Genomic DNA, 19,131 nt, shown 5'->3' with positions numbered 1-19,131 from the left:
CGCGGGGGCGCCGGCGCGCGGAGCGCAAGCCGGCCACGCTCAGCCCCGGGACGCTCGGCCCGCCCGGTATGGCCGCTCCGCAGATCCATTCCAGCCCCTCCCGTGCGCTGCCCTGCGCCGACGAGCTCGTATCGTAATCGAGGTGCTGTCTTATCTGCGACCCAGGCCTCACCTGCAGTATCCACAAGGGGGCGCCTGACGCCGCTGCATGATCCCCGCACGCAGACCCTACACCGGAGCACGCCAGGGTGGAAAGAGGAATTCGTGCGCCACCGAGCGCCCCCTCGAAGAGGCCGTGAAGCAGCGCGAGAATCGGAGAAACACGAAGAAAGCCGACGCACGTGGCGCGGAGAGCGAGGCATCGACGCTCTCCTGACTCTCTGTCGATACCCGCTCGACGCGCTCGGTGTGCCGCGTGTTTCGGTGTGAGGAGCCGGTCGCCTGCGCCGCGCGCTAGACGGCGGAGCGCCGCTCCTGGAGCGAGCGCGAGTGCCGGAGGATCACCTCGAAGACCTCGGCGACGCCGTCGGGGTCGAGGCCGAGCTCGACGGCGCAGCGGCGGCGCGACTCCATCAGCCGCGCCTCGCGCAACGGATCCCGGACCGCCGCCCCGATCGTGGCCTTGGCGCGCCCGGCGCGCTGGACGAGCTCGGCCCTCCGCGCGAGCAGGCCGACGAGCTCCAGATCCAGGTCGTCGATGAGCTCCCGCGTCTCGCGGAGCTCGGGAGAGAGGGCGCCGAGATCGGGGATCGCGAGCGCGGCGAGGTCCTCGGGCGCGGCGTCCTTGGTCGGGACGTCGAGGCTTCGATCGACGGCGACGAGCGCGTCGATGAGGCGGCGGCGCGCCTCGCCCGCGAAGGGGTTCTCGCGGTGCAGCGCGGCGAACAGGTGCCCCGCGTCGACGCGCACCGTCTCGATCGTGTGCGCGATGCCCTGGAACGAGGGCGGCGCGTAGGGCGCGCCAGCGGGCACGCCCGCGTCCATCATGCCCTTCGCGATGAAGAACGCGAGCGCGTGCGTGAAGGCCATGACGCGGTCGTGCTCCTCCGGCGCCTGCTCGAGCACCTGACAGCCGATCCGCTCGAACAGCGCGACGATGCGGCGCACCGCGTCCGGGTGCGCAGGGTTGGGGCAGACGACGACGCGCAGCGGGCGCTCGCCGCGGGCGAGGCTCGCCGGACCGAACAGCGGGTGCGTCGCCACCCAGGGCCGGCCTTCGCCGAGCACCTCGGCCATGGCGCTCGCCGGCACGCTCTTCACGCTGCCCACGTCGGCCACCAGCTGCCCCGGCGCAAGGTGCGGCCGCAGCGACAGCAGGGCTTCGCGCACCGCCGGCACCGGGACGGCGACGATGACGAGCTCCGCGCCGTCCACGAGCTCCGGGAGCGAGGCGGCCCGCGCGGCGCCGCGGACCTCCGCAGAAGGGTCGAACGCGCGCACCGAGATCCCCGCATCGCGGAGCAGCGACCCGAGCGCCGCACCGAAGCGGCCATACCCGAGGAATGCGACCTTGCCGATGCGCGCGGGCGGAGCGAGACCGCCCCCGGAATGTGGGAGAGAATGCGGCATGCGGCGGATACTACGACAGCCGGTCTACGCGGATGCCACGTTTTCTCGGCATAGCCGCGAGGATCTGCGACCGCGTCCCTGGGAGACAGGACGGCTCTCCGGCTTCTCCCATCCTGCCGCGCTCGCGGCGACGATGCCCCTCCGGCGAGGGCTGGAGGCGGCGCTCCTGCGCCCGCGGCGGCTCGGCCGGCGCCGGCTCACCTGAGCTGCGTCGCGGCCACGCCGAGGATCGCGAGCAGCGACGCGACGGCGGCGATCAGCGCGATGCGCGCCCTGTTGCGCCCCGTGTCCTGCGCGCCGTACGCGCCGTGCCGCTGGGTCACCGGGCCCGCCTCCGAGCTCGGTCCGGCGCTCTCGGGCGGACGGGGCCTCGCGCTGAGCCCGAGTCCGATCGTCGGGAGCGAGGCGCGGGGGCGCGGCGGGAGCGTCGCGCCGAGGAGCCGCGCGGCCCGCTCCACGTGATCCTGGCCCTCCGCCGACGCGTGAGGGGCGAGCGCGATCGCCAGCTCGGCCACGCTCGCGGGCCGCCGCGCAGGGTCCTTCTCGAGGCAGCAGAGGAGCACGCGGTCGATGGCAGGGGGGATGTCGGACCGCAGCGCGCTCGGGAGCGCCGGCGCCGCGCTCGCGATGCGCGGCGCGAGATCCGCGAGCGAGCTCGCCTCGAACGGCGGCCGCCCGGTCAGGAGCCGGTACAGGATCGCGCCGAGCGACCAGACATCGGCGCGGGCGTCGACGGCGACCGAGGATCGCATCCGCTCCGGCGCCATGTAGAGCGGCGCGCCGAGCTCCTCCCGCGTCCGCGCCGGCGCGCCGGCGTCGCTCGCGCCGGGCAGCTCCCTGGACGCGCCGAAGCCGAGCACCTTGAGGAGCGTCGCGCCGCCGGGGCTCGTCGCGAGGAACAGGCGCGCCGGCTCGAGGTCGCGGTGCACGATCCCCGCGGCGTGCGCCTCGGCCACCGCCACGCAGGCCTGCAGCACCCAATCGATGGCCTCCGAGAGCTCGATCCGGCCGCGGCCGCGCAGCAGCTCGGAGAGGTCCTGCCCGTCGAGGTGCTCCGTGACGATGTACGCGACCCCCGAGGCGAGCTGGCCGACGTCGAGCACCCGCGCGACGTGCTCCCCCTTGAGCGCCACCGCCGCGCGCGCCTCCCGGAGCGAGCGCTCCACACGCTCCGGGCTGCCGTCGGCGAGCAGGAGCTCGATCGCGACCCGCTGCGGGAGCACGAGGTGGCTCGCGAAGGCCACTGTCCCCAGCTCGCCGCTGCCCGAGATCCTGTCGACCCGGTACTTCTCGGCGATCACGTCCCCTGCGACGACAGGTGCGTTCATCAAAGCTCCCCGCAGCGCGCACCGGCGCGGGGGCAGCCGCCCGCCCCCCGTACATGCGCTGATTCATCCTAGCACCTTCGCTCGCCGGATTGGCGGTCGCCGGTCGTCGCCGGAGCTCGAGGCCAGCGCCGCGCTCCCCTCTCACCCCTGCCGGTTTCACCCCTGTCCGCGCGGCCCGACGGCCTGGCAAAAGACCGCTGGAGGGGAACCCTCGCGACGAGGGTGAGGCAGCGCAGCGCGCGCGTCGTCGTGCCGAGAGGAAGGAAGCGGCGGCGCCGCCGCGCGATGGCGCGAAGCGCACAACCCGACGTCTCTCCCATATCACGAGACCCGGGACTTCCCGGCTCGCACCAGCACGCATCCTGCTTTATATTCTCGCGGCAACGCGCGAGGGGGAACGCGTATGACTCGGGCGGAAGCGACTGAGGTCCACCGCTGTAGCCGATTTCTGCTCCGCAGACAGAGGCTTGCCGGGAGGATGGTCGTGCAGAAAACCGTTCGGGGGCGTCATCCAGCCCCGGGCGCGGCGGCCCTCCTGCTGCGCGAGCACGCCTTCCTGCGCCGGCTCGATGTGCCGGGGGTCGTGCGGCCGCTCGCGCTGGAGGGCCCGGAGAGCATGCCGGCGCTGTTCCTCGAGGACGCAGGCCCCGAGGACCTCGAGCGGCGGCTCGCGCGAGAGCCGCTGGCGCTGGACGCGTTCTTCGACATCGCCATCGCGCTCGCGGAGACGTGCGCGCGCATCCACGGGAGCGGCGTCGTCCACCGCGCGATCGCCCCAGGCCGCGTGGTCCTCGGCGAGGACGGGCAGGTCACCCTTGTCCATTTCTCGGACGCGGCCGAGCTGACGAGCATGCCCCGAGCCGTGGAGCTCGAGAAGCTCGACGCGCTCCCCTTCCTGTCGCCCGAGCAGCTGGGGCGCACCTGCTGGTTCATCGACGCGCGCTCGGATCTGTACGCGCTGGGAGCGACCTTCTACGCCATGCTCACCGGCGCGCCGCCCTTCAAGGACGCCGATCCGCTCGCGCTCGTGCACGCCCACATGGCGAGGAGCCCCGTGCCCGCGCACGTCGCGAGCCCCAGCGTCCCGGCGGTCCTCTCCGAGCTCGTGCAGCGGCTCCTCGCGAAGATGCCGGACCTGCGATACCAGAGCGCCGAGTGCCTCGCCCAGGACCTCCACGAGGCGCGGAGGCGATGGCGCGCCGCAGGCACCATCGCGCCGTTCGAGCTCGGCCGCATGGACCTGGCGCGGCGGCTCCCGCTGCCCGAGCGCCTGATCGACCGCGAACGCGAGCTCGCCGCGCTTCGCGGCGCGCTCGCCCGCGTGTCGAACGGCGGGACGGAGCTCGCGCTGGTGACCGGGGAGGCAGGCGTCGGAAAGACCGCCCTCGTCGAGGCGCTGCAGGACACCGTCGCCGAGCGGGGCGGGCGGTTCATCCAGGGCAAGTTCGACCTGCGCGCGGCGAACGTCCCCTATGCGTCCCTGGCAGAGGCGCTCCGCGCCCTCGCTGCCGCGCTCCGCGCCGAGCCGGAGGAGAGCCGCGCGCAGCTGAGGGAGGCAGTCAGCGAGCGGAGCCGCGCCCTCGGCGAGCTCTGCCCGGAGCTCACCGAGCTCCTCGGGGACGCGCCCGCGCTGCCGGCCTCGGATCCGATGCGCGCGGAGAACCGCTTCCTGCTCGCGATCCAGGACTTCGTGCGCGCGGTGGCCAGCCAGCGGCCGCCGCTCGCGATCTTCCTCGACGACCTCCAGTGGACGGACGCGGCGTCGCTCCGCGTCCTCCGCGCCCTGGCCGCGGATCCGGGCAGCAAGCACGTGCTCCTGCTCGGCGCGTACCGGTCGAGGGAAGTCGGCGCCGGGCACCCGCTCCACCAGACCATCGAGGAGATCCGGGGCGCGCAGGTCCCCCCGCTGACGCACCTCTCGCTCGGCCCGCTCGGCGTCGAGGCGGTCGTCGCGCTGCTCGCCGAGGCGCTCCGCTGCGAGCCGGAGCGGGCGCGCCCTCTCGCAGAGCTCTTCGTCGCCAAGACGGCGGGCAACCCCTTCTTCATCCGCCAGCTCCTCCGGTCGCTCCAGGAGAAAGGCCTGCTCCTCTTCGACGCGATCCGCTCGACATGGATGTGGGATCTCGGTCGGATCCAGCGGGTCGGGGTCACCGACAACGTGGTCCAGCTGATGTCGGAGTCCGTCCGCAGGCTGCCCCAGGCGGCGCAGGAGCTCCTGCAGGTCGCCGCGTGCATCGGCAAGCGCGCGGAGCTCAGGCTCATCGCGGCGGTGCTCGGCCGATCCGTCGACGAGACGACCGCGTCGCTCGTCCAGCCGCTCCGCGAGGGGCTCGTCGTGCCGGACGGCACGTGCGAGCGCGAGGCGGGGCTCGCGATCCGGTTCGTCCACGATCGGGTCCAGCAGACGGCCTACGAGCTCGGGCCGGAGCAGCTCCGGATGCAGCTGCACCTGGAGATCGGCCGCTTCCTCGAGGCCACCTGCACCAACGGGACGGACGCGGCGCTGTTCGACGCCGCGGACCAGCTGAACCTCGGCGCCGCGCTGCTCGACGCGGAGCAGCGGGACCACCTCGCCGAGCTCAACCACCGCGCCGGCGTGAAGGCGCGCCGCGCCGCTGCCTTCGGCCCGGCGCTCGCGTACTTCCGCAGCGGCCTCCGCCTGCTGCCGGACGGCGCCTTCCGCGCGCGCTACGAGCTCTGGTTCTCCCTCCACCGCGACGCGGCGGAGTGCGCCGCGCTGACCGATCAGCACGCGATGGCCCGCGCGCTCGTGGAAGAGGGGCTCCGCCACGCGGCGTCGATCCCGGAGAAGGTCGACCTGGAGGCGCTCCGGATCATGAGCACGACGATCACCGGCGAGCACGATCTGGCGCTCGGCTGGGGGCGCGACACGCTGCGCACGGACTTCGGGGTCGAGCTGTCCGCAGCGGATCTCGACGTGGAGATCGCGGCGCAGCGGCGGGCCATCGCCAGCCACCTCGGGGCGCGCTCGCCCGAGTCGCTCGTCGACTTGCCCCGCGTGACCAGCCCAGAAGAGCGGGCCCGCATGAGGCTCCTCGCCGAGATGGTGGCCCCCGCCTGGTTCGCGGACCGGAAGCAGCTGGTGCTCCTCACCTCTCTCGGCGTCCGCTTCGCGCTGGAGCACGGCAACTCGAGCGAGTCGATCCTCTCCTACGCAGGGCACGCGATGCTCCTCGCGGCCGAGGGCGACCTATCGAGCGCCCAGGGCTTCGGCCAGCTCGCCGTGGAGCTCGCGCGGCGGTTCGAGGATCGCGCCCAGGAGACGATCGCCCGGTACATGTACAACGAGTTCGTTCATCCGTGGGTCGCGCCGCTCGCCTCGAGCGGGGCGCCGTTCCGGGGGATCATCGAGCTCGGCGTGTCGTCCGGCGAGCTCCGCTTCTCCTCGTACGCGCGCACGGGGCTCGTGGCGCACTCGTTCGCCGCAGGGGTGGAGCTCGATCGCGTGCTTGTCGATCTGAACGACGCGCTCGCGTTCAGCCGGCAGACAGGCAACAAATCGACGCTCTTCCACCAGCTCGCCTACCGGCAGACCATCCGGTGCCTCAAGGGGCTGACGAGGGGCCAGAACGCGGCCGAGGACGCCGAGTTCGACGAGCGGGCCTTCCTCGAGGCGGCGCAGCGGGAGCCGCCGGCGAGGTGCGTGTATCACATCGGGCGCCTTCAGGTCTCGTACCTGCTCCGGGACCTGGCCGAGGCCATCGCTCACGCCGACGCGGCGGTCCCGTTCATTCACTTTCTCGGCGGCTACATCCCCGAGTGCCAGTGCGCGCTGTTCACCGCGCTCACGCTGCTGTGGCGCTGCGATGAGGCCGACGAGCAGGAGAGGGCCGCGCTGCTCGCGCGCGTGGCCGACCTGCAGCGCGCCCTGCGAAGGTGGGAGCTCGGCTGCCCTGAGAACTTCCGCCCGCGGCGCCTCCTCGTCGACGCGGAGATCGCCCGCGTCGAGCGCAGGTTCGAGCTCGCCGGAGCGCTGTACGACCAAGCGGTCGAGGCGGCGACGCGCGGGGGGTTCCTCCACATCGCTGCGCTCGGCAACGAGCTGGCTGGGCGCTTCTACCACGGGCTCGGACGGGCGCGGATCGCAGCCATGTACCTGCGCGCCGCGCACCAGGGGTTCGCCCGCTGGGGGGCCTCGGAGAAGGCCCACGCGCTCGCGGAGGAGTTCGGGCTCGGCGGGCCCGGCGACGAGCCCGAGCTCGCGGAGCGGCTCCCGGCGGTCGCCCTCGACGCGCTCAGCCTGCTCAAGGCCGCCGAGACCCTCTCGAGCGAGATCGTGCTCGATCGGCTGCTCGAGAAGCTCCTGGGCGTCTGCCTGGAGGCAGCCGGCGCGCAGTGCGGCGCGCTCGTGCTCGAGGAAGAGGGGGAGCTCTTCGTGCGGGCCCAGGGGTCCGTCGCCACCCCTGTCTCCATCGAGCGCACGCCGCTCTCCCGGTCGCGCGAGGTCCCCCGGCGGGTCGTCGAGCACGCCCACATGGCGTGCGAGCTCCTCGTGCTCGACGACGCCGACAGCGCGCCGGCGCGCGACCGCGATCCTCATTTCGCCGGGGGCGGCTCGCGGTCGGTCCTTGTCCTGCCCATCCAGCGGAACGAGGCGCGGCTCGGGGTGGTTTACCTCGAGAACAACCTCACCACGTACGCCTTCACGCGCGCTCGCGTCCACGTGCTGGAGCTCCTCTCCGACCAGATCGCGATCGCCCTCGAGAACGCCCGCCTCTACCGCGAGGCGCAGCACGCGGTGCGCGTCCGCGACGAGTTCCTCAGCGTCGCGTCGCACGAGCTCAGGACGCCCGTCACCTCCCTGCGCCTCGGCCTCCAGGCGTTGCTCCGCCGGGGAGACCACGCGTCCGACGAGCGCCTATCGCGCGCCCTGCAAAGGATGGATCGGCAGGTGCAACGGCTCGTCCGGCTGATCGACGACGTGCTGGACGTGTCGCAGCTCCACACCGGCCGGCTGGAGCTGCACGTCGAGCCGGTCGATCTCGCGGAGGTCGTGGACGACGTCCTGGAGCGGCTCACCGAGCGCATCGCGCAGTCCGGCTCGTCCGTGAGCGTGCGCGCCGAGCCGTCCGTCGTGGGCTCGTGGGACAGGAGCAGGCTGGAGCAGGTGGTCTCGAACCTGCTCGACAACGCCCTCAAGTTCGGCGCGGGCAAGCCGATCGAGGTCTCGGTCGCGCGGAAGGACGGCACGGCAGAGCTCGTGGTGCAGGATCAGGGCATCGGGATCCCGGCGGGGAGGCTCCCGCACGTGTTCGACCGGTTCGAGCGCGCGGTGTCGAGCCGCCATTTCGGCGGGCTCGGGCTCGGGCTCCACGTCGTGAAGAGCATCGTCGAGGCGCTAGGCGGCGCGGTGCGCGTCGTCAGCCGCCCGGACGAGGGGGCGCGGTTCACCGTGGAGCTGCCCTGCGAGCGGCCGGCGGCGAGCCACGCCGCGTCGGCGACGCTCGGCGGCTTGCACGCCTGACTCGAGCTGACGCGAACCGACGCGAACCGACGCGAGGCGATGGCTACGGCCTGCTCTTCGGCTGCTGCGGGACCATGAGGATGTACGGCGTCGCGGGCTCCTCCTCCGGCGACACCGCGCGGGGCGCGGGGACGCCCTTCTCACCGAGGCTCCGGATGAAGCGGTACATCGCGACGAGATCGCGCTCGTGCATCGTCACGTAGTTGAGCCATGGCATCGGCGGCCGGCCGGCGGCCTCGCGGAACATCCGCACCCAGGCCTCCTCGCTGAGGTTCTGGGCGGAGATCCGGAGGTTCGCCGCATAACTCGTCCCCCACGGACCTCGGTAGCCGACGTCGCTGCCCGTCAGCCACTCCGAGGTCGGGAGCCTGCCGCCCGCTCGATCCCAGCCGGGCGTATGGCAGTCGTTGCACCCGCCCACGAGGATCAAGTACCGGCCGGCATCCTCCGGGTTCCCCGCCGCGACGTGCGGCGAGGCAGGCGCCCGTGCCACGGCTGCACAGCCGATCAACGCCAGGAGCGCCGCGCCGGGCAGCCACTGCACAGTCCGGCGCGCCGCGCGCGCCCGGTCCGCGGCGGACGATCTCGATCCGGCGCGCGGTTCGCTCTGCATTCCAACCATTCCATCCCTCGTGCAGCGCGCGTGCCGGGCTGAGGCGCGGCGCGCGGACGAGCGCGCTAGGGGCCGCCGGCGCGGGCCTTCCTGCGCGGCGCCGCCATGAGCGGACGGAGTCCGTTCACGCAGGCGAGGACCGCGGAGCCGTTGTTCATGAGCGTCGCCGCGACCGGGTTGAGGAGCCCGGGGATCGACAGCGCGTACGCGACCGCGTTCACGGCGAGGATCATCGAGAAGTTCTGGTGGATGAGGCGCATCGCGGCGCGCGAGATGTCGATCGCCTCGATGAGCTTCGACAGGTCGTCCTCCACGAGGACGACGCCCGCCGTCTCCCGGGCGATCTCGGCGCCCGCGGACACGCTGATGCCGATGTCGGCGTACGACAGCGCCGGGGAGTCGTTGATGCCGTCCCCGACGACCGCGACCGTGCGGCCCTCCTGCGTCAGCCGGCGCGTGATCTCCGCCTTGTCCTCGGGCAGCATCTCCGCGAAGTACCGGGTGATGCCGAGCTCGAGCGCGACCTGCCTGGCCACCTCGCGGCTGTCGCCCGTCAGCATGACGATATCCTCGATCCCGCGCGCGCGCAGGCTGCGGATCGTCGCGCGGCTCTCGGCCCGGATGGCGTCGCGGCAGGCGAGCGTGGCGACGTGCCGGCCGTCGACGGCGAGGAAGAGGAGCGATTTCGCCGCCGCCTCGAGCGCCTTCCTCGCGCCGGGCTCGGCGCGGCAGGTGATGCCGAGCTCGTCGAGGAAGCGGGGGCTGCCGAGCTGCACGACCTTGCCGAACACCCTGGCCTGCACGCCCCGGCCGACGAGGTAGCGGGACTCCTCCCGGTCCGGGATCGTCAGGCACCACGCCTCGGCGAGCCGGAGCACGGCCTGCGATACGGGGTGGGTCTGCCGCGCGGACACCGCGGCGGCGAGGGTCGCCGCCTCGCGCTCGGACAGGGCGTCGTGGACGAGGAGGTCCGTCACCTCGGGGATGCCGGAGGTCAGCGTGCCCGTCTTGTCGAACACCACGGTCGACACCTTCGCGAGCTTCTCGATGTACGCGCCGCCCTTGATGAGGATCCCGCGTCGCGCCGCGGCGTTCATCGACGCGAGCACCGTCGTCGGGGCCGAGACCCGCGGGCCGGTGCCGAAGTCGATCGTCAGGATCGCCGACACGCGGCCGAGGTCCCTGGTCGCGGCGAGCACGACCGCCGAGCAGGCGAGGGCCGGCGGGACGAGCCGGTTCGCCACGAGCTCCGCGTAGTTCTGCGCGCGCGTCTCCAGCGCGGGCGCGTTCTCGATGAGCCGCGCCGTGCTCGCGGCGGTCGTGTCGCCGCCGACCCGCTCGGCGCGGATGTACAGCTTGCCGTCCTTGATGACGGTCGCGGCGAAGCAGCGGTCGCCGGGGCCCTTGAGCACCGGCATCGACTCGCCGGTCAGCGTCTGCTGATCGACGAGCCCCTCGCCGTCCGTGACCGTCCCGTCGACCGGGATGACCGAGCCGGTGTAGACGACGAGGACGTCTCCGGCGGCGAGCTCGGCCACCGGGATCTGCACCTTCGCGTCGCCGCGGACCACCCACGCGAGGTCCTGTTGATACTCGAGCAGGCCGCTGATCGCGCGCCGGGCGCGCGCCTGGGTGCGATCGCGGATGTGGTCGCCGAGCGTGACCAGCCAGATGATGCCGGCCGCGTTGATGGCGTTTCCGGTCGCCACGGCCGAGGCGATCGCCAGGCTGTCGAGCAGGTCGACGTTGAGCTTGCGGTCCCGCACCACCGAGTCCCACGCCCTCTTGAGGATGGGCGCGGACGTCGCGGCGATGAACGGGTACGCGAGCAGCGGCGAGACGAAGCTGCCGAGCGAGAGGACCATGCCGACGCTCGACAGGTAGAGCGGGCGCTTCGCGAGGGCGGCCGCGCGGCGCGCCTCCCGGGCGGCGCGCGCGGCGCGCAGCGCCCCCCGGGGGGCCGGCGCGGCGGAGGCCGAGGCGGCGGCGCGCACGATGGCGTCGAGGTCGACGTGCCGCGGGTCGTGCTCGACGACGGCGCTCGACGCGCCCTCGGCGATGCGCACGGACAGGACCCCGGGCACGGCGGTGAGCCCCGCCTCGAGCAGCGGACCGAAGGCCGCGTCCTTCCCGATGCGCGGGAGCCGCAGGCGGACCCTGCCCGGGACCGCGTGGACCACCGAGACCGGCTCGGTCGCGGTCGACAGGAGCGCGGCCATCGTCACCCCGCCTCGCCGCCGGTGGGTGCGCCCGCGCCCGCGCTCGCGAAGAAGCTCTGGATACGGCCGTGGTTCAGCACCACGAAGAAGTCGACCCCGTACTTCACGAGCGTGATCCAGTGGGGCATGGCCGGGGAGCGCCGCATCAGCACCTGGAGCATCCCGGACCCGACGAGGAGCGCCGGGACAAGGAGCTTGAGGTCGACCTGCGGCGGCGGGACGACCTGCGACGCCGCGTTCAGCCTGTCCGCGGCCTGGACGACGAGGCGCGCCGTCCGGCCCGGGCTCGGCGGCTCGGCGGGCGCCGCGCAGGGCGGGGGCGTGAGCCCATCGATCGGGCGACAGCTACAACCCGAGAGCTCGGGGATGTGCGCGAGCTCGGAGAAGACGTCCTCCAGCGGGACATCGGGCTCGTGCTCGACCGTGAGGCTCCCGGCCCACGCGCTCGCCCGCGCGTCGACGACGCTGGGGCACGCGCGCGCCAGCTCCGCGATCTCCTCGGCCCTCGCCGGGTCCCGGCGCAGCGCGGGGACGGCGAGGCGCACGCGCCCTGGAACCCAGTGGATGATGACGACCCCTCGATCGCTCGGCATGGCTCACCTCCCGGCCTGCGAGGCCGGGTCACCGGAACACCCCTCTCGTCAGCGCCCGGGCGGCTCCATCTCCGCGCGCGACCACCCCTGCGCGCCGCCCGAGCCGGCGCGCTGCTCCTGGCGCGCCATCTCCTCCCTCACCTCGGCGACGAGGTCGGCGAGCCTCTCCCTGCCCTCGCCGAGCGAGCCCCTGATCGCGTCCACGGCGACGAAGCCGAGCTTCATGGCCCTCTTGACGGTCGGACGGGTGATCCTCGTCAAGCTGGCGAGCCCCATACCGATGATGATGCCGAGCCCGAGGCGTTCCATCCCCACTCCTCTCCTCGAAATCCACGACCCAAGGCGCGCCTTGGCGCGCCGAATGCCGACGACGCGCGAAGGCGCTCCGGATGCCGACGACGCGCAGACGCGCGCCGAAAGACAGAGAATCTGGACCACACGGGCACAGGGCACACGGAGAGATAGACAGAGACAGGCGATGTCCGCTGTCCCTCCGTGCTCCCACTGCCCATTTCACTCGGCCCCGAGCCGTTCGGGGCGCTGGCGCCGCGCGGCGCCGCGCGGCCACGACCAGGACGGGCGTCGCCGCGGGGGCGTCGGCGCCTGATCCGGGAGTGCGAGAGGGCAGACTCGAACGAAAGCCCTTATGTCTTCGGCTTCCGTGGGAGCACCCACACGTGATTTGTAACACTGCAGTCGCGCGACCGCCATGGGCTTTTCATGTCCGGTCGACACCTGACTCGCGTGCTGAGGGAGCGTTCCGCGCGGGCGTCCGAGGCGCGCCGAGCGCGCGTTTCTCCTCTGGCGGCGCCGCGCCATGCCGCGCCGCCGCGGGCTCGTCCCGCCCGGGCGCGGCGGGGCGCGCGGGCGCCGGCGTGTCCATCGCTTCCAGCCGGCGAGCGACCGTGGTAAATTCCGGACATGCAAGAGGGGCAGCACGAAGAGCCGGTGATGGGGAGCAATGGCTCTCTCCTTGCGGAGCTCCTGGCGGAGACGGGGGTCGCCCCGACCAACGGCGCCTACCACGATGTGAAGCGGGGCGTGGAGGCGGTGGTCGGCAAGGTCGCGGGCCGCCCGGAGGCCGGCGCGGCGCTGGACAGCGCCCTCATCGACCTGTGGATCGCCGAGATCGACCAGCGGCTGTCGCGGCAGATCGACGAGATCCTGCATCACCCGGTGTTCCAGCGCCTCGAGGCCGCGTGGCGCGGCCTGAAGTTCGCCATCGATCACATCGACTTCCGGGAGAACATCCGCGTCGAGATCCTCAACTGCTCGAAGGACGATCTGCTCGCGGATTTCGAGGACTCGTCCGAGGTCGTGAGGAGCGGCCTCTACAAGATCGCCTATTCGTCGGAGTTCGGCAATTTCGGCGGCAAGCCGTTCGGCGCCATCATCTCGAACTACGAGTTCGGCCCCGTGCCCCAGGACATCGCGCTCCTCCAGAAATGCGCGGCGGTGGCGACGATGGCGCACGCGCCGTTCCTGGCCGTCGCGGGCCCGCAGTTCTTCGGGCTCAAGGACTACCGGAAGGTGCCGCACCTCGGCGATATCAAGGCGCTCTTCGAGGGGCCACAGTACGTGAAGTACACAGCGTTCCGCGAGTCCGAGGACGCGCGCTACGTCGGCCTGCTCCTCCCCCGCTTCCTCCTGCGCCTGCCCTACGGGGCGAGCACCTCGCCCATCCGGGCGTTCTCCTACGAGGAGGACGTCGTGGGCAACCACGCGGCGTACCTCTGGGGGGCGCCCACCTACGCGATGGCGACCCGGCTCGCCGAGAGCTTCGCGCGCCACCGCTGGTGCCTGCACATCATCGGGCCGCAATCCGGCGGCACGGTCGAGGGGCTCACGCTCCACGAGTACGAGGCGCTCGGCGCCATCCAGACGAAGATCCCGACCGAGATCATGCTGACCGAGCGCCGCGAGTTCGAGCTCAGCGAGGAGGGCTTCATCGGGCTCACGTTCCGCAAGGACACGGACAACGCCTGCTTCTTCTCCGCGAACTCGGCGCAAAAGCCCAAGTACTTCGGCCAGAGCGAGGAGGGGCGCGCCGCCGAGGTCAACTACCGGCTCGGCACACAGCTGCCTTATGTCTTCCTCGTCAGCCGGCTCGCCCACTACCTCAAGGTCATGCAGCGCGAGCAGATCGGCACCTGGAAGGAGCGCGGCGACCTCGAGCGCGAGCTGAACAGCTGGCTCAGCCAGTATGTCGCGGACATGGATGTCGTGTCGCCCGCCGTGCGCTCGCGCAGGCCGCTCCGCAAGGGGCGGACCTCGGTGACCGAGGTCGAGGGGAGCGCGGGCTGGTACCGGGTCCACCTCGAGGTGCGCCCGCACCTCAAGTACATGGGGGCCTATTTCACGCTGAGCCTGATGGGCAAGCTCGACAGGGAGTGAGGCTGGCCCCGCTCCGGGCGGATGCCGGCGCGAGCGCGCAATCCCGCGGCGGGCGGCCATCGCGCGCCCGCGCGACGGCCGGCCTGTGGTAGAGCGCTGTATGCGCACGCTCCGACAGCCTGCCGCTCCCCTCGCGCTCACCGTGGCCCTCTCCGCGCTGGCGGCCTGCGGCCCCGCCGCGAGCCCGCCGCCGGCGCCCCCGCCCCCCACCGTGAAGGCGCTGATGCCGCCGGCGCCGCAGGGCCTCCCTGTCGTCGAGACGAAGCTCGAGAGCGTCGGGCTCGACGAGGCCGCGCTCGACCGATCGGCGAACCCCTGCGAGGACTTCTATCAGTTCGCGTGCGGCGGATGGCTGGCGAAGACCGAGATACCGGGGGACGAGTCCGTCTGGATGCGGAGCTTCCACGAGATCGAGAAGCGCAACGAGGCGGAGCTCCGGCGCATCCTCGAGGACGCCGCGAGCGCCGGCGACCGGGATCCGGTGACCAAGAAGATCGGCGCCTACTACGGCGCATGCATGGACGAGCCCGCTGTCGAGGCCGCCGGCGCGAAGCCCGTCGCGGACCTCCTCGCGAAGGCGCGGCGGGTGCGCGACCCGAAGGGCCTCGGGACGCTCGTCACCGAGCTCCACCGCCGCCGCATCTGGGCGCTGTTCGACATCGCATCCGCGCAGGACATGAAGGACGCGACGCGCGTCATCGCGCAGCTCGACCAGAGCGGCCTCGGCCTGCCAGACCGCGACTACTACCTCAACGAGGACGACAAATCGAAGGCGCTCCGCAAGACCTACGAGGAGCACGTCGCGCGGATGATGCGGCTCGCCGGGGCGCAGGAGGCGGCGGTGAAGGCGGCGGCGCTCGACGTCGTGCAGATCGAGACCGAGCTCGCGAAGATCTCGAAGACGCGGGTCGAGCGGCGAGACCCGGCGGGCCTCTACAACAAGCTCGACCGGACGGCGCTCGCGAAGGCCGCGCCGGCGTTCTCGTGGGACGCGTATTTCCAGGGGCTCGGCCTCCAGGACGTCAAGGAGGTCAACGTGACCTCCGTCCGGTTCTTCGAGGGGCTCTCCCGGCTGCTCACGTCGGTGAAGCCCGCCGCGTGGCAGAGCTACCTGTCGTGGCACGTGGTGCGCTCCATGACGCCCGCGCTGCCCAAGGCGTTCGTCGACGAGAGCTTCACGCTGCAGGCCGCGCTCACCGGGCAGAAGGAGGTGCGGCCGCGCTGGAAGCGCTGCGTGGACGCGACCGATGACGCGCTCGGCGAGCTGCTCGCACAGCCGTTCGTCAAGACGAGCTTCCCCGGCGCGAGCAAGCCCGCGGCCGAGGCGATGGTGCACCAGATCAGCGACGCCTTCGCGCGCGACGTCCGGGCGCTCGACTGGATGGATGAGGGCACGCGGCAGCGCGCGCTCGCCAAGCTCGCCGCGATGGCGTACCTCATCGGATATCCCGACAAGTGGAGGACCTACGATTTCGAGGTCGATCCGAGATCGTACGCGAAGAACGCGCTCGCCGCGCGCGCCTTCCACACGCAGTGGGACCTCGGGAAGATCGACAAGCCGCTCGATCGCGACGAGTGGCAGATGAGCCCGCCCACGGTGAACGCCTATTACGACCCGCAGCGCAACCACATGGTCTTCCCGGCCGGCATCCTGCAGCCGCCGTTCTACAGCGTGAGCTCGGCCGCGGCGGTGAACCTCGGCGGCATCGGCATGGTGGTCGGGCACGAGCTCACGCACGGGTTCGACGACGAGGGCTCGCAGTTCGACCAGAAGGGCAACCTGGAGGACTGGTGGTCGAAGGAGGTCGGGGCGGCGTTCAAGGAGAAGACCGGCTGCGTCGAGGCGCAGTACTCGGCCTTCGAGGCGCTGCCGGGGCTGAAGCTGAACGGCAAGCTGACGCTGGGCGAGAACATCGCGGATCTCGGGGGCGTGAAGCTCGCCTTCATGGCGTACCGCGCGATGCGCAAGGGCGCGGCCGAGCAGACGGTCGCGAGCGGCTTCACGGAAGATCAGCAGTTCTTCCTCGCGCACGGCCAGTCCTGGTGCGGCAAGCTGCGCGACGAGGCGCTGCGGCTGATGGTCCAGGTGAACCCGCACTCCCCGCCGCGGTTCCGCGTCAACGGGCCGCTCGCGAACCTCCCGGAGTTCGGCGAGGCGTTCAAGTGCGCGCCGGGCACGCCGATGCGGCCGACCAAGACGTGCGCTGTCTGGTAGCCGCGCGCGGCGGGCTCGGTTAAACGAGCCTCCATGATCCTGATTGGCCAGTACGACTCTCCCTTCGTGCGCCGCGTCGCCGTGGCGCTCCAGCATTACGGGCTCGCGTACGAGCACCGCCCGTGGTCGGTGTGGGCCGACGCGGAGTCCATCGCGAAGTACAACCCGCTCCGGCGGGTCCCCGTGCTCGTGACGGACGGCGGGGAGCCGCTCGTGGAGAGCGCGGCGATCCTCGACGCCCTCGACGACCTGGTGGGGCCCGATCGCGCGCTCCTGCCGCGCTCGGGCGAGGCGCGCCGCGCCGGGCTGCGGGTCTCCGCGCTCGCCACGGGGCTCGCGGACAAGGCGGTGAGCCTGCTCTACGAGCACGTGCTGCGCACGGGCGAGCGCCGGAGCCCTGTCTGGGTGGAGCGCTGCACCGCGCAGATCGGCGAGACGCTCGACCTGCTGGAGCGGGAGCGCGCCGCCCGGCGCGGCGACACCTGGTGGCTGGGCGCCTTCAGCCACGCCGACATCGCGGTCGCCTGCGCGCTGCGCTTCGTCGGAGAGGCCCACCCGGCCCTCACCGACGCCGCGAGGCGGCCGGCGCTGGCCGCGCACGCGGCGCGCTGCGAGGCGCTCCCGGTGTTCGCGGCCGTGGTGCAGCCCCTCCACGTGGCCGTGTAGCGCCGCGTGCCAGGAATCCCGCCAGAAACACCGGTCGATGCATTGCTTGATGGCCTCCCATGGCGAAGCCAAAGGATACCGATCGCGCTTATTGTGAACGTTCACATTAGCAACGTCAATTCCAATCGACCGGCCGTCGCCGGGCCATTTCGGTTGACGCCGATGATGTGAGCGCTCACAATCGCTCGCGAACCATCCCCTTCGCTTTGTTCAGGACAGGCCGTCGGGCGCGCAGGGCGCTCGTCCTCGGGATCGATCCCGGCACGGCTCCGCTCGCTCGGTCATCGCGGACAGAGGCGCGTGATTCACTGCGCCGCGCAACAGGGGTGGGCTCTCCGCGGTCCGACATCGTCGCACGAAAGCCCGTGACGGCCAGCTGAACCAGCAGTGGACCAGGATGTGATCCCGAGCTCCGGACATCGGACCGGGCGGGCGCCGGCGTCCAACGGCGCAGCAACCACGCGGGAGACAGAGGAGCGAGATGGCACGTTTGGGAAGCAGATCGAGCGCACGATTCCTCGTGGCGCTCTTGTGGACCTCCGGGTGCAGCGACCCGGTGACGACGCCCGGCGGCGACGCAGGACCCGATGCCGAGCCCTCCGCGTGCTCCGAGGGCACCTGGGATCACGATGGCGACAGCACGACGAGCTGCGTCGCATGGACAGGCTGCACCGCAGGCACCTTCGCGAGCGCCGAGGGCTCGCCTACCGCGGACCGGCGGTGCACGGCGTGCCCGGAGGACACCTTCAGCGACACGATGAACGCGCCGAGCTGCAGGATGCACACGCCCTGCGCGCCTGGGACGAGGCAGACCGCGCCGGGGACGAGCACCACGCCCGCGCAGTGTGACGGCTGCTCGCCGGGCACGTACTGCGCTGGCGGGACCGCCGCGCCTGTCGATTGCGCGGACGGCACCTGGGACGACGACGCCGATCCCGTGACGACATGCGTCGCGTGGACCGACTGCGTGCCAGGGGAGCTCGTCGGCACGGAGGGAAGCAGCACCACGGACCGCAGCTGCGTCAAGTGTACGAACGGCGAGCACACGGCCACGATGAACGCAACCAGCTGCTCCCCGGGTGCCTGGGTGCTGAGCTACTTCGGGCCGAATCAGGACGTGGCGAGCGATTCGCTGCACCTCGCCTACAGCACCGACGGGCTTCGCTGGTCGACCCTCGCCAATGGACAGCCTGCGTACCGGCTCACCTGGATGGGCACGAATCACATCCGCGATCCGTTCCTGTTCCGCAAGAACGATGGAACGTACATCTATATCGCCACGGACTGGACGCTCTCGGAGAACGACGCGAACTACTGGAACCGTCCGAGCTCCAAGGTCTTCGTGGCGGACTCGACCGATCTCATCACCTTCACGAATCCCCGGTTGATCACGCTCACGAACCTCCCGGGCCCCGGGAACACCCCGATGCACGCGTGGGCCCCGGAGGCTTACTACGACCCCGATCGCGAGCTCTATGCGATCATCTGGTCCGGGAACGACACCACGGGCGCGAACCGCATCTACGTCAGCTACACCGAGGACTTCGTCACCATCGTCAACCCGACACCCGACGTGCTCTTCGATCCGGGTTACAGCGTCATCGACGCGACGATCACGCAATGGAATGACCGCAACTACCTCTTCTTCAAGGACGAGACGGACAGCAGCGGGAGCGCGCTCACCGGATCGGGCAAGGACATCCAGATCGCGCGCTCCCCGACGCTCGCGCTCGATCCGGCGACGTTCACGCGGTGGAGCCCGGACTACATCACGCGCGGGTCGACCCAGAGCAGTAGACGAGCGACGGAGGGGCCGTTTGTCATCAAGGATCCGCGGGAGGATCGATGGTACCTGTTCGCCGACTACTACCTGAACGGCGGTGTGTTCGGGTGCTGGAGCACGACGGATCTCGACGCGGATCCTGGCTCCTGGACGGAGCTCCCGAGCGCGCAGTACCGCTTTCCGTCCGGCGTGCGCCACGCGAACGCGGTCCGGGTCACGCAGGCGGAGCTCGACGCGATCATCGCCCACTACTGAACATCCTACCG

11 protein-coding genes are annotated in these 19,131 nt (G+C 71.8%); 5 read left to right on the top strand and 6 right to left on the bottom strand.

Annotated features, from left to right (window positions below):
• Positions 1-453: 453 nt before the first annotated feature.
• Both WME97_RS06840 and WME97_RS06835 read right to left on the bottom strand, forming a co-directional pair.
• On the bottom strand, positions 454-1,569 hold the full coding sequence (locus WME97_RS06840; protein ID WP_437550421.1) for a prephenate dehydrogenase/arogenate dehydrogenase family protein: 1,116 nt from the start codon (positions 1,567-1,569) through the stop codon (positions 454-456).
• A gap of 197 nt (positions 1,570-1,766) precedes the next feature.
• Positions 1,767-2,897: a serine/threonine-protein kinase gene (locus tag WME97_RS06835; RefSeq protein WP_437550420.1), complete on the bottom strand. Its 1,131-nt coding sequence runs from the start codon at positions 2,895-2,897 to the stop codon at positions 1,767-1,769.
• Positions 2,898-3,300: 403 nt separating this feature from the next.
• On the opposite strand from WME97_RS06835, the gene WME97_RS06830 reads away from it, so the two are divergent.
• The gene (locus WME97_RS06830; RefSeq protein ID WP_437550418.1) at positions 3,301-8,382 is read left to right on the top strand and encodes an AAA family ATPase; all 5,082 of its coding nucleotides are present in this window, start codon (positions 3,301-3,303) and stop codon (positions 8,380-8,382) included.
• A gap of 43 nt (positions 8,383-8,425) precedes the next feature.
• Here WME97_RS06830 and WME97_RS06825 read toward each other — a convergent pair whose 3' ends face one another.
• From WME97_RS06825 to WME97_RS06810, 4 genes are all read right to left on the bottom strand, one after another.
• Positions 8,426-8,995 (bottom strand): cytochrome C, encoded by a 570-nt coding sequence (locus WME97_RS06825; RefSeq protein ID WP_437550417.1) that lies wholly within the window; start codon positions 8,993-8,995, stop codon positions 8,426-8,428.
• 65 nt (positions 8,996-9,060) lie between these two features.
• The gene (locus tag WME97_RS06820; RefSeq protein WP_437550415.1) at positions 9,061-11,214 is read right to left on the bottom strand and encodes a heavy metal translocating P-type ATPase; all 2,154 of its coding nucleotides are present in this window, start codon (positions 11,212-11,214) and stop codon (positions 9,061-9,063) included.
• Between the two features lie 2 nt (positions 11,215-11,216).
• Positions 11,217-11,807, bottom strand: a complete 591-nt coding sequence (locus WME97_RS06815; RefSeq protein WP_437550413.1) for a hypothetical protein — start codon at positions 11,805-11,807, stop codon at positions 11,217-11,219.
• Positions 11,808-11,855: 48 nt separating this feature from the next.
• Positions 11,856-12,116 (bottom strand): hypothetical protein, encoded by a 261-nt coding sequence (locus tag WME97_RS06810; RefSeq protein WP_437550412.1) that lies wholly within the window; start codon positions 12,114-12,116, stop codon positions 11,856-11,858.
• A gap of 612 nt (positions 12,117-12,728) precedes the next feature.
• Between WME97_RS06810 and tssC the strand changes: the two genes are divergently transcribed.
• From tssC to WME97_RS06790, 4 genes are all read left to right on the top strand, one after another.
• Positions 12,729-14,201 (top strand): type VI secretion system contractile sheath large subunit, encoded by a 1,473-nt coding sequence (tssC, locus tag WME97_RS06805; RefSeq protein WP_437550410.1) that lies wholly within the window; start codon positions 12,729-12,731, stop codon positions 14,199-14,201.
• Positions 14,202-14,301: 100 nt separating this feature from the next.
• Complete coding sequence (locus WME97_RS06800; RefSeq protein WP_437550408.1) at positions 14,302-16,416, top strand: M13 family metallopeptidase; 2,115 nt, start codon at positions 14,302-14,304, stop codon at positions 16,414-16,416.
• 33 nt (positions 16,417-16,449) lie between these two features.
• Positions 16,450-17,082, top strand: a complete 633-nt coding sequence (locus WME97_RS06795) for a glutathione S-transferase family protein (protein ID WP_437550406.1) — start codon at positions 16,450-16,452, stop codon at positions 17,080-17,082.
• 481 nt (positions 17,083-17,563) lie between these two features.
• Positions 17,564-19,120, top strand: coding sequence for a hypothetical protein (locus WME97_RS06790; RefSeq protein ID WP_437550404.1), 1,557 nt, complete (start codon positions 17,564-17,566; stop codon positions 19,118-19,120).
• Positions 19,121-19,131 lie beyond the last annotated feature (11 nt).

The organism is Sorangium sp. So ce367, assembly GCF_051520455.1.
In the GTDB taxonomy this organism is placed as follows: domain Bacteria; phylum Myxococcota_A; class Polyangia; order Polyangiales; family Polyangiaceae; genus Sorangium; species Sorangium cellulosum_B.
This window is presented reverse-complemented; position numbering and strand designations above follow the sequence as displayed.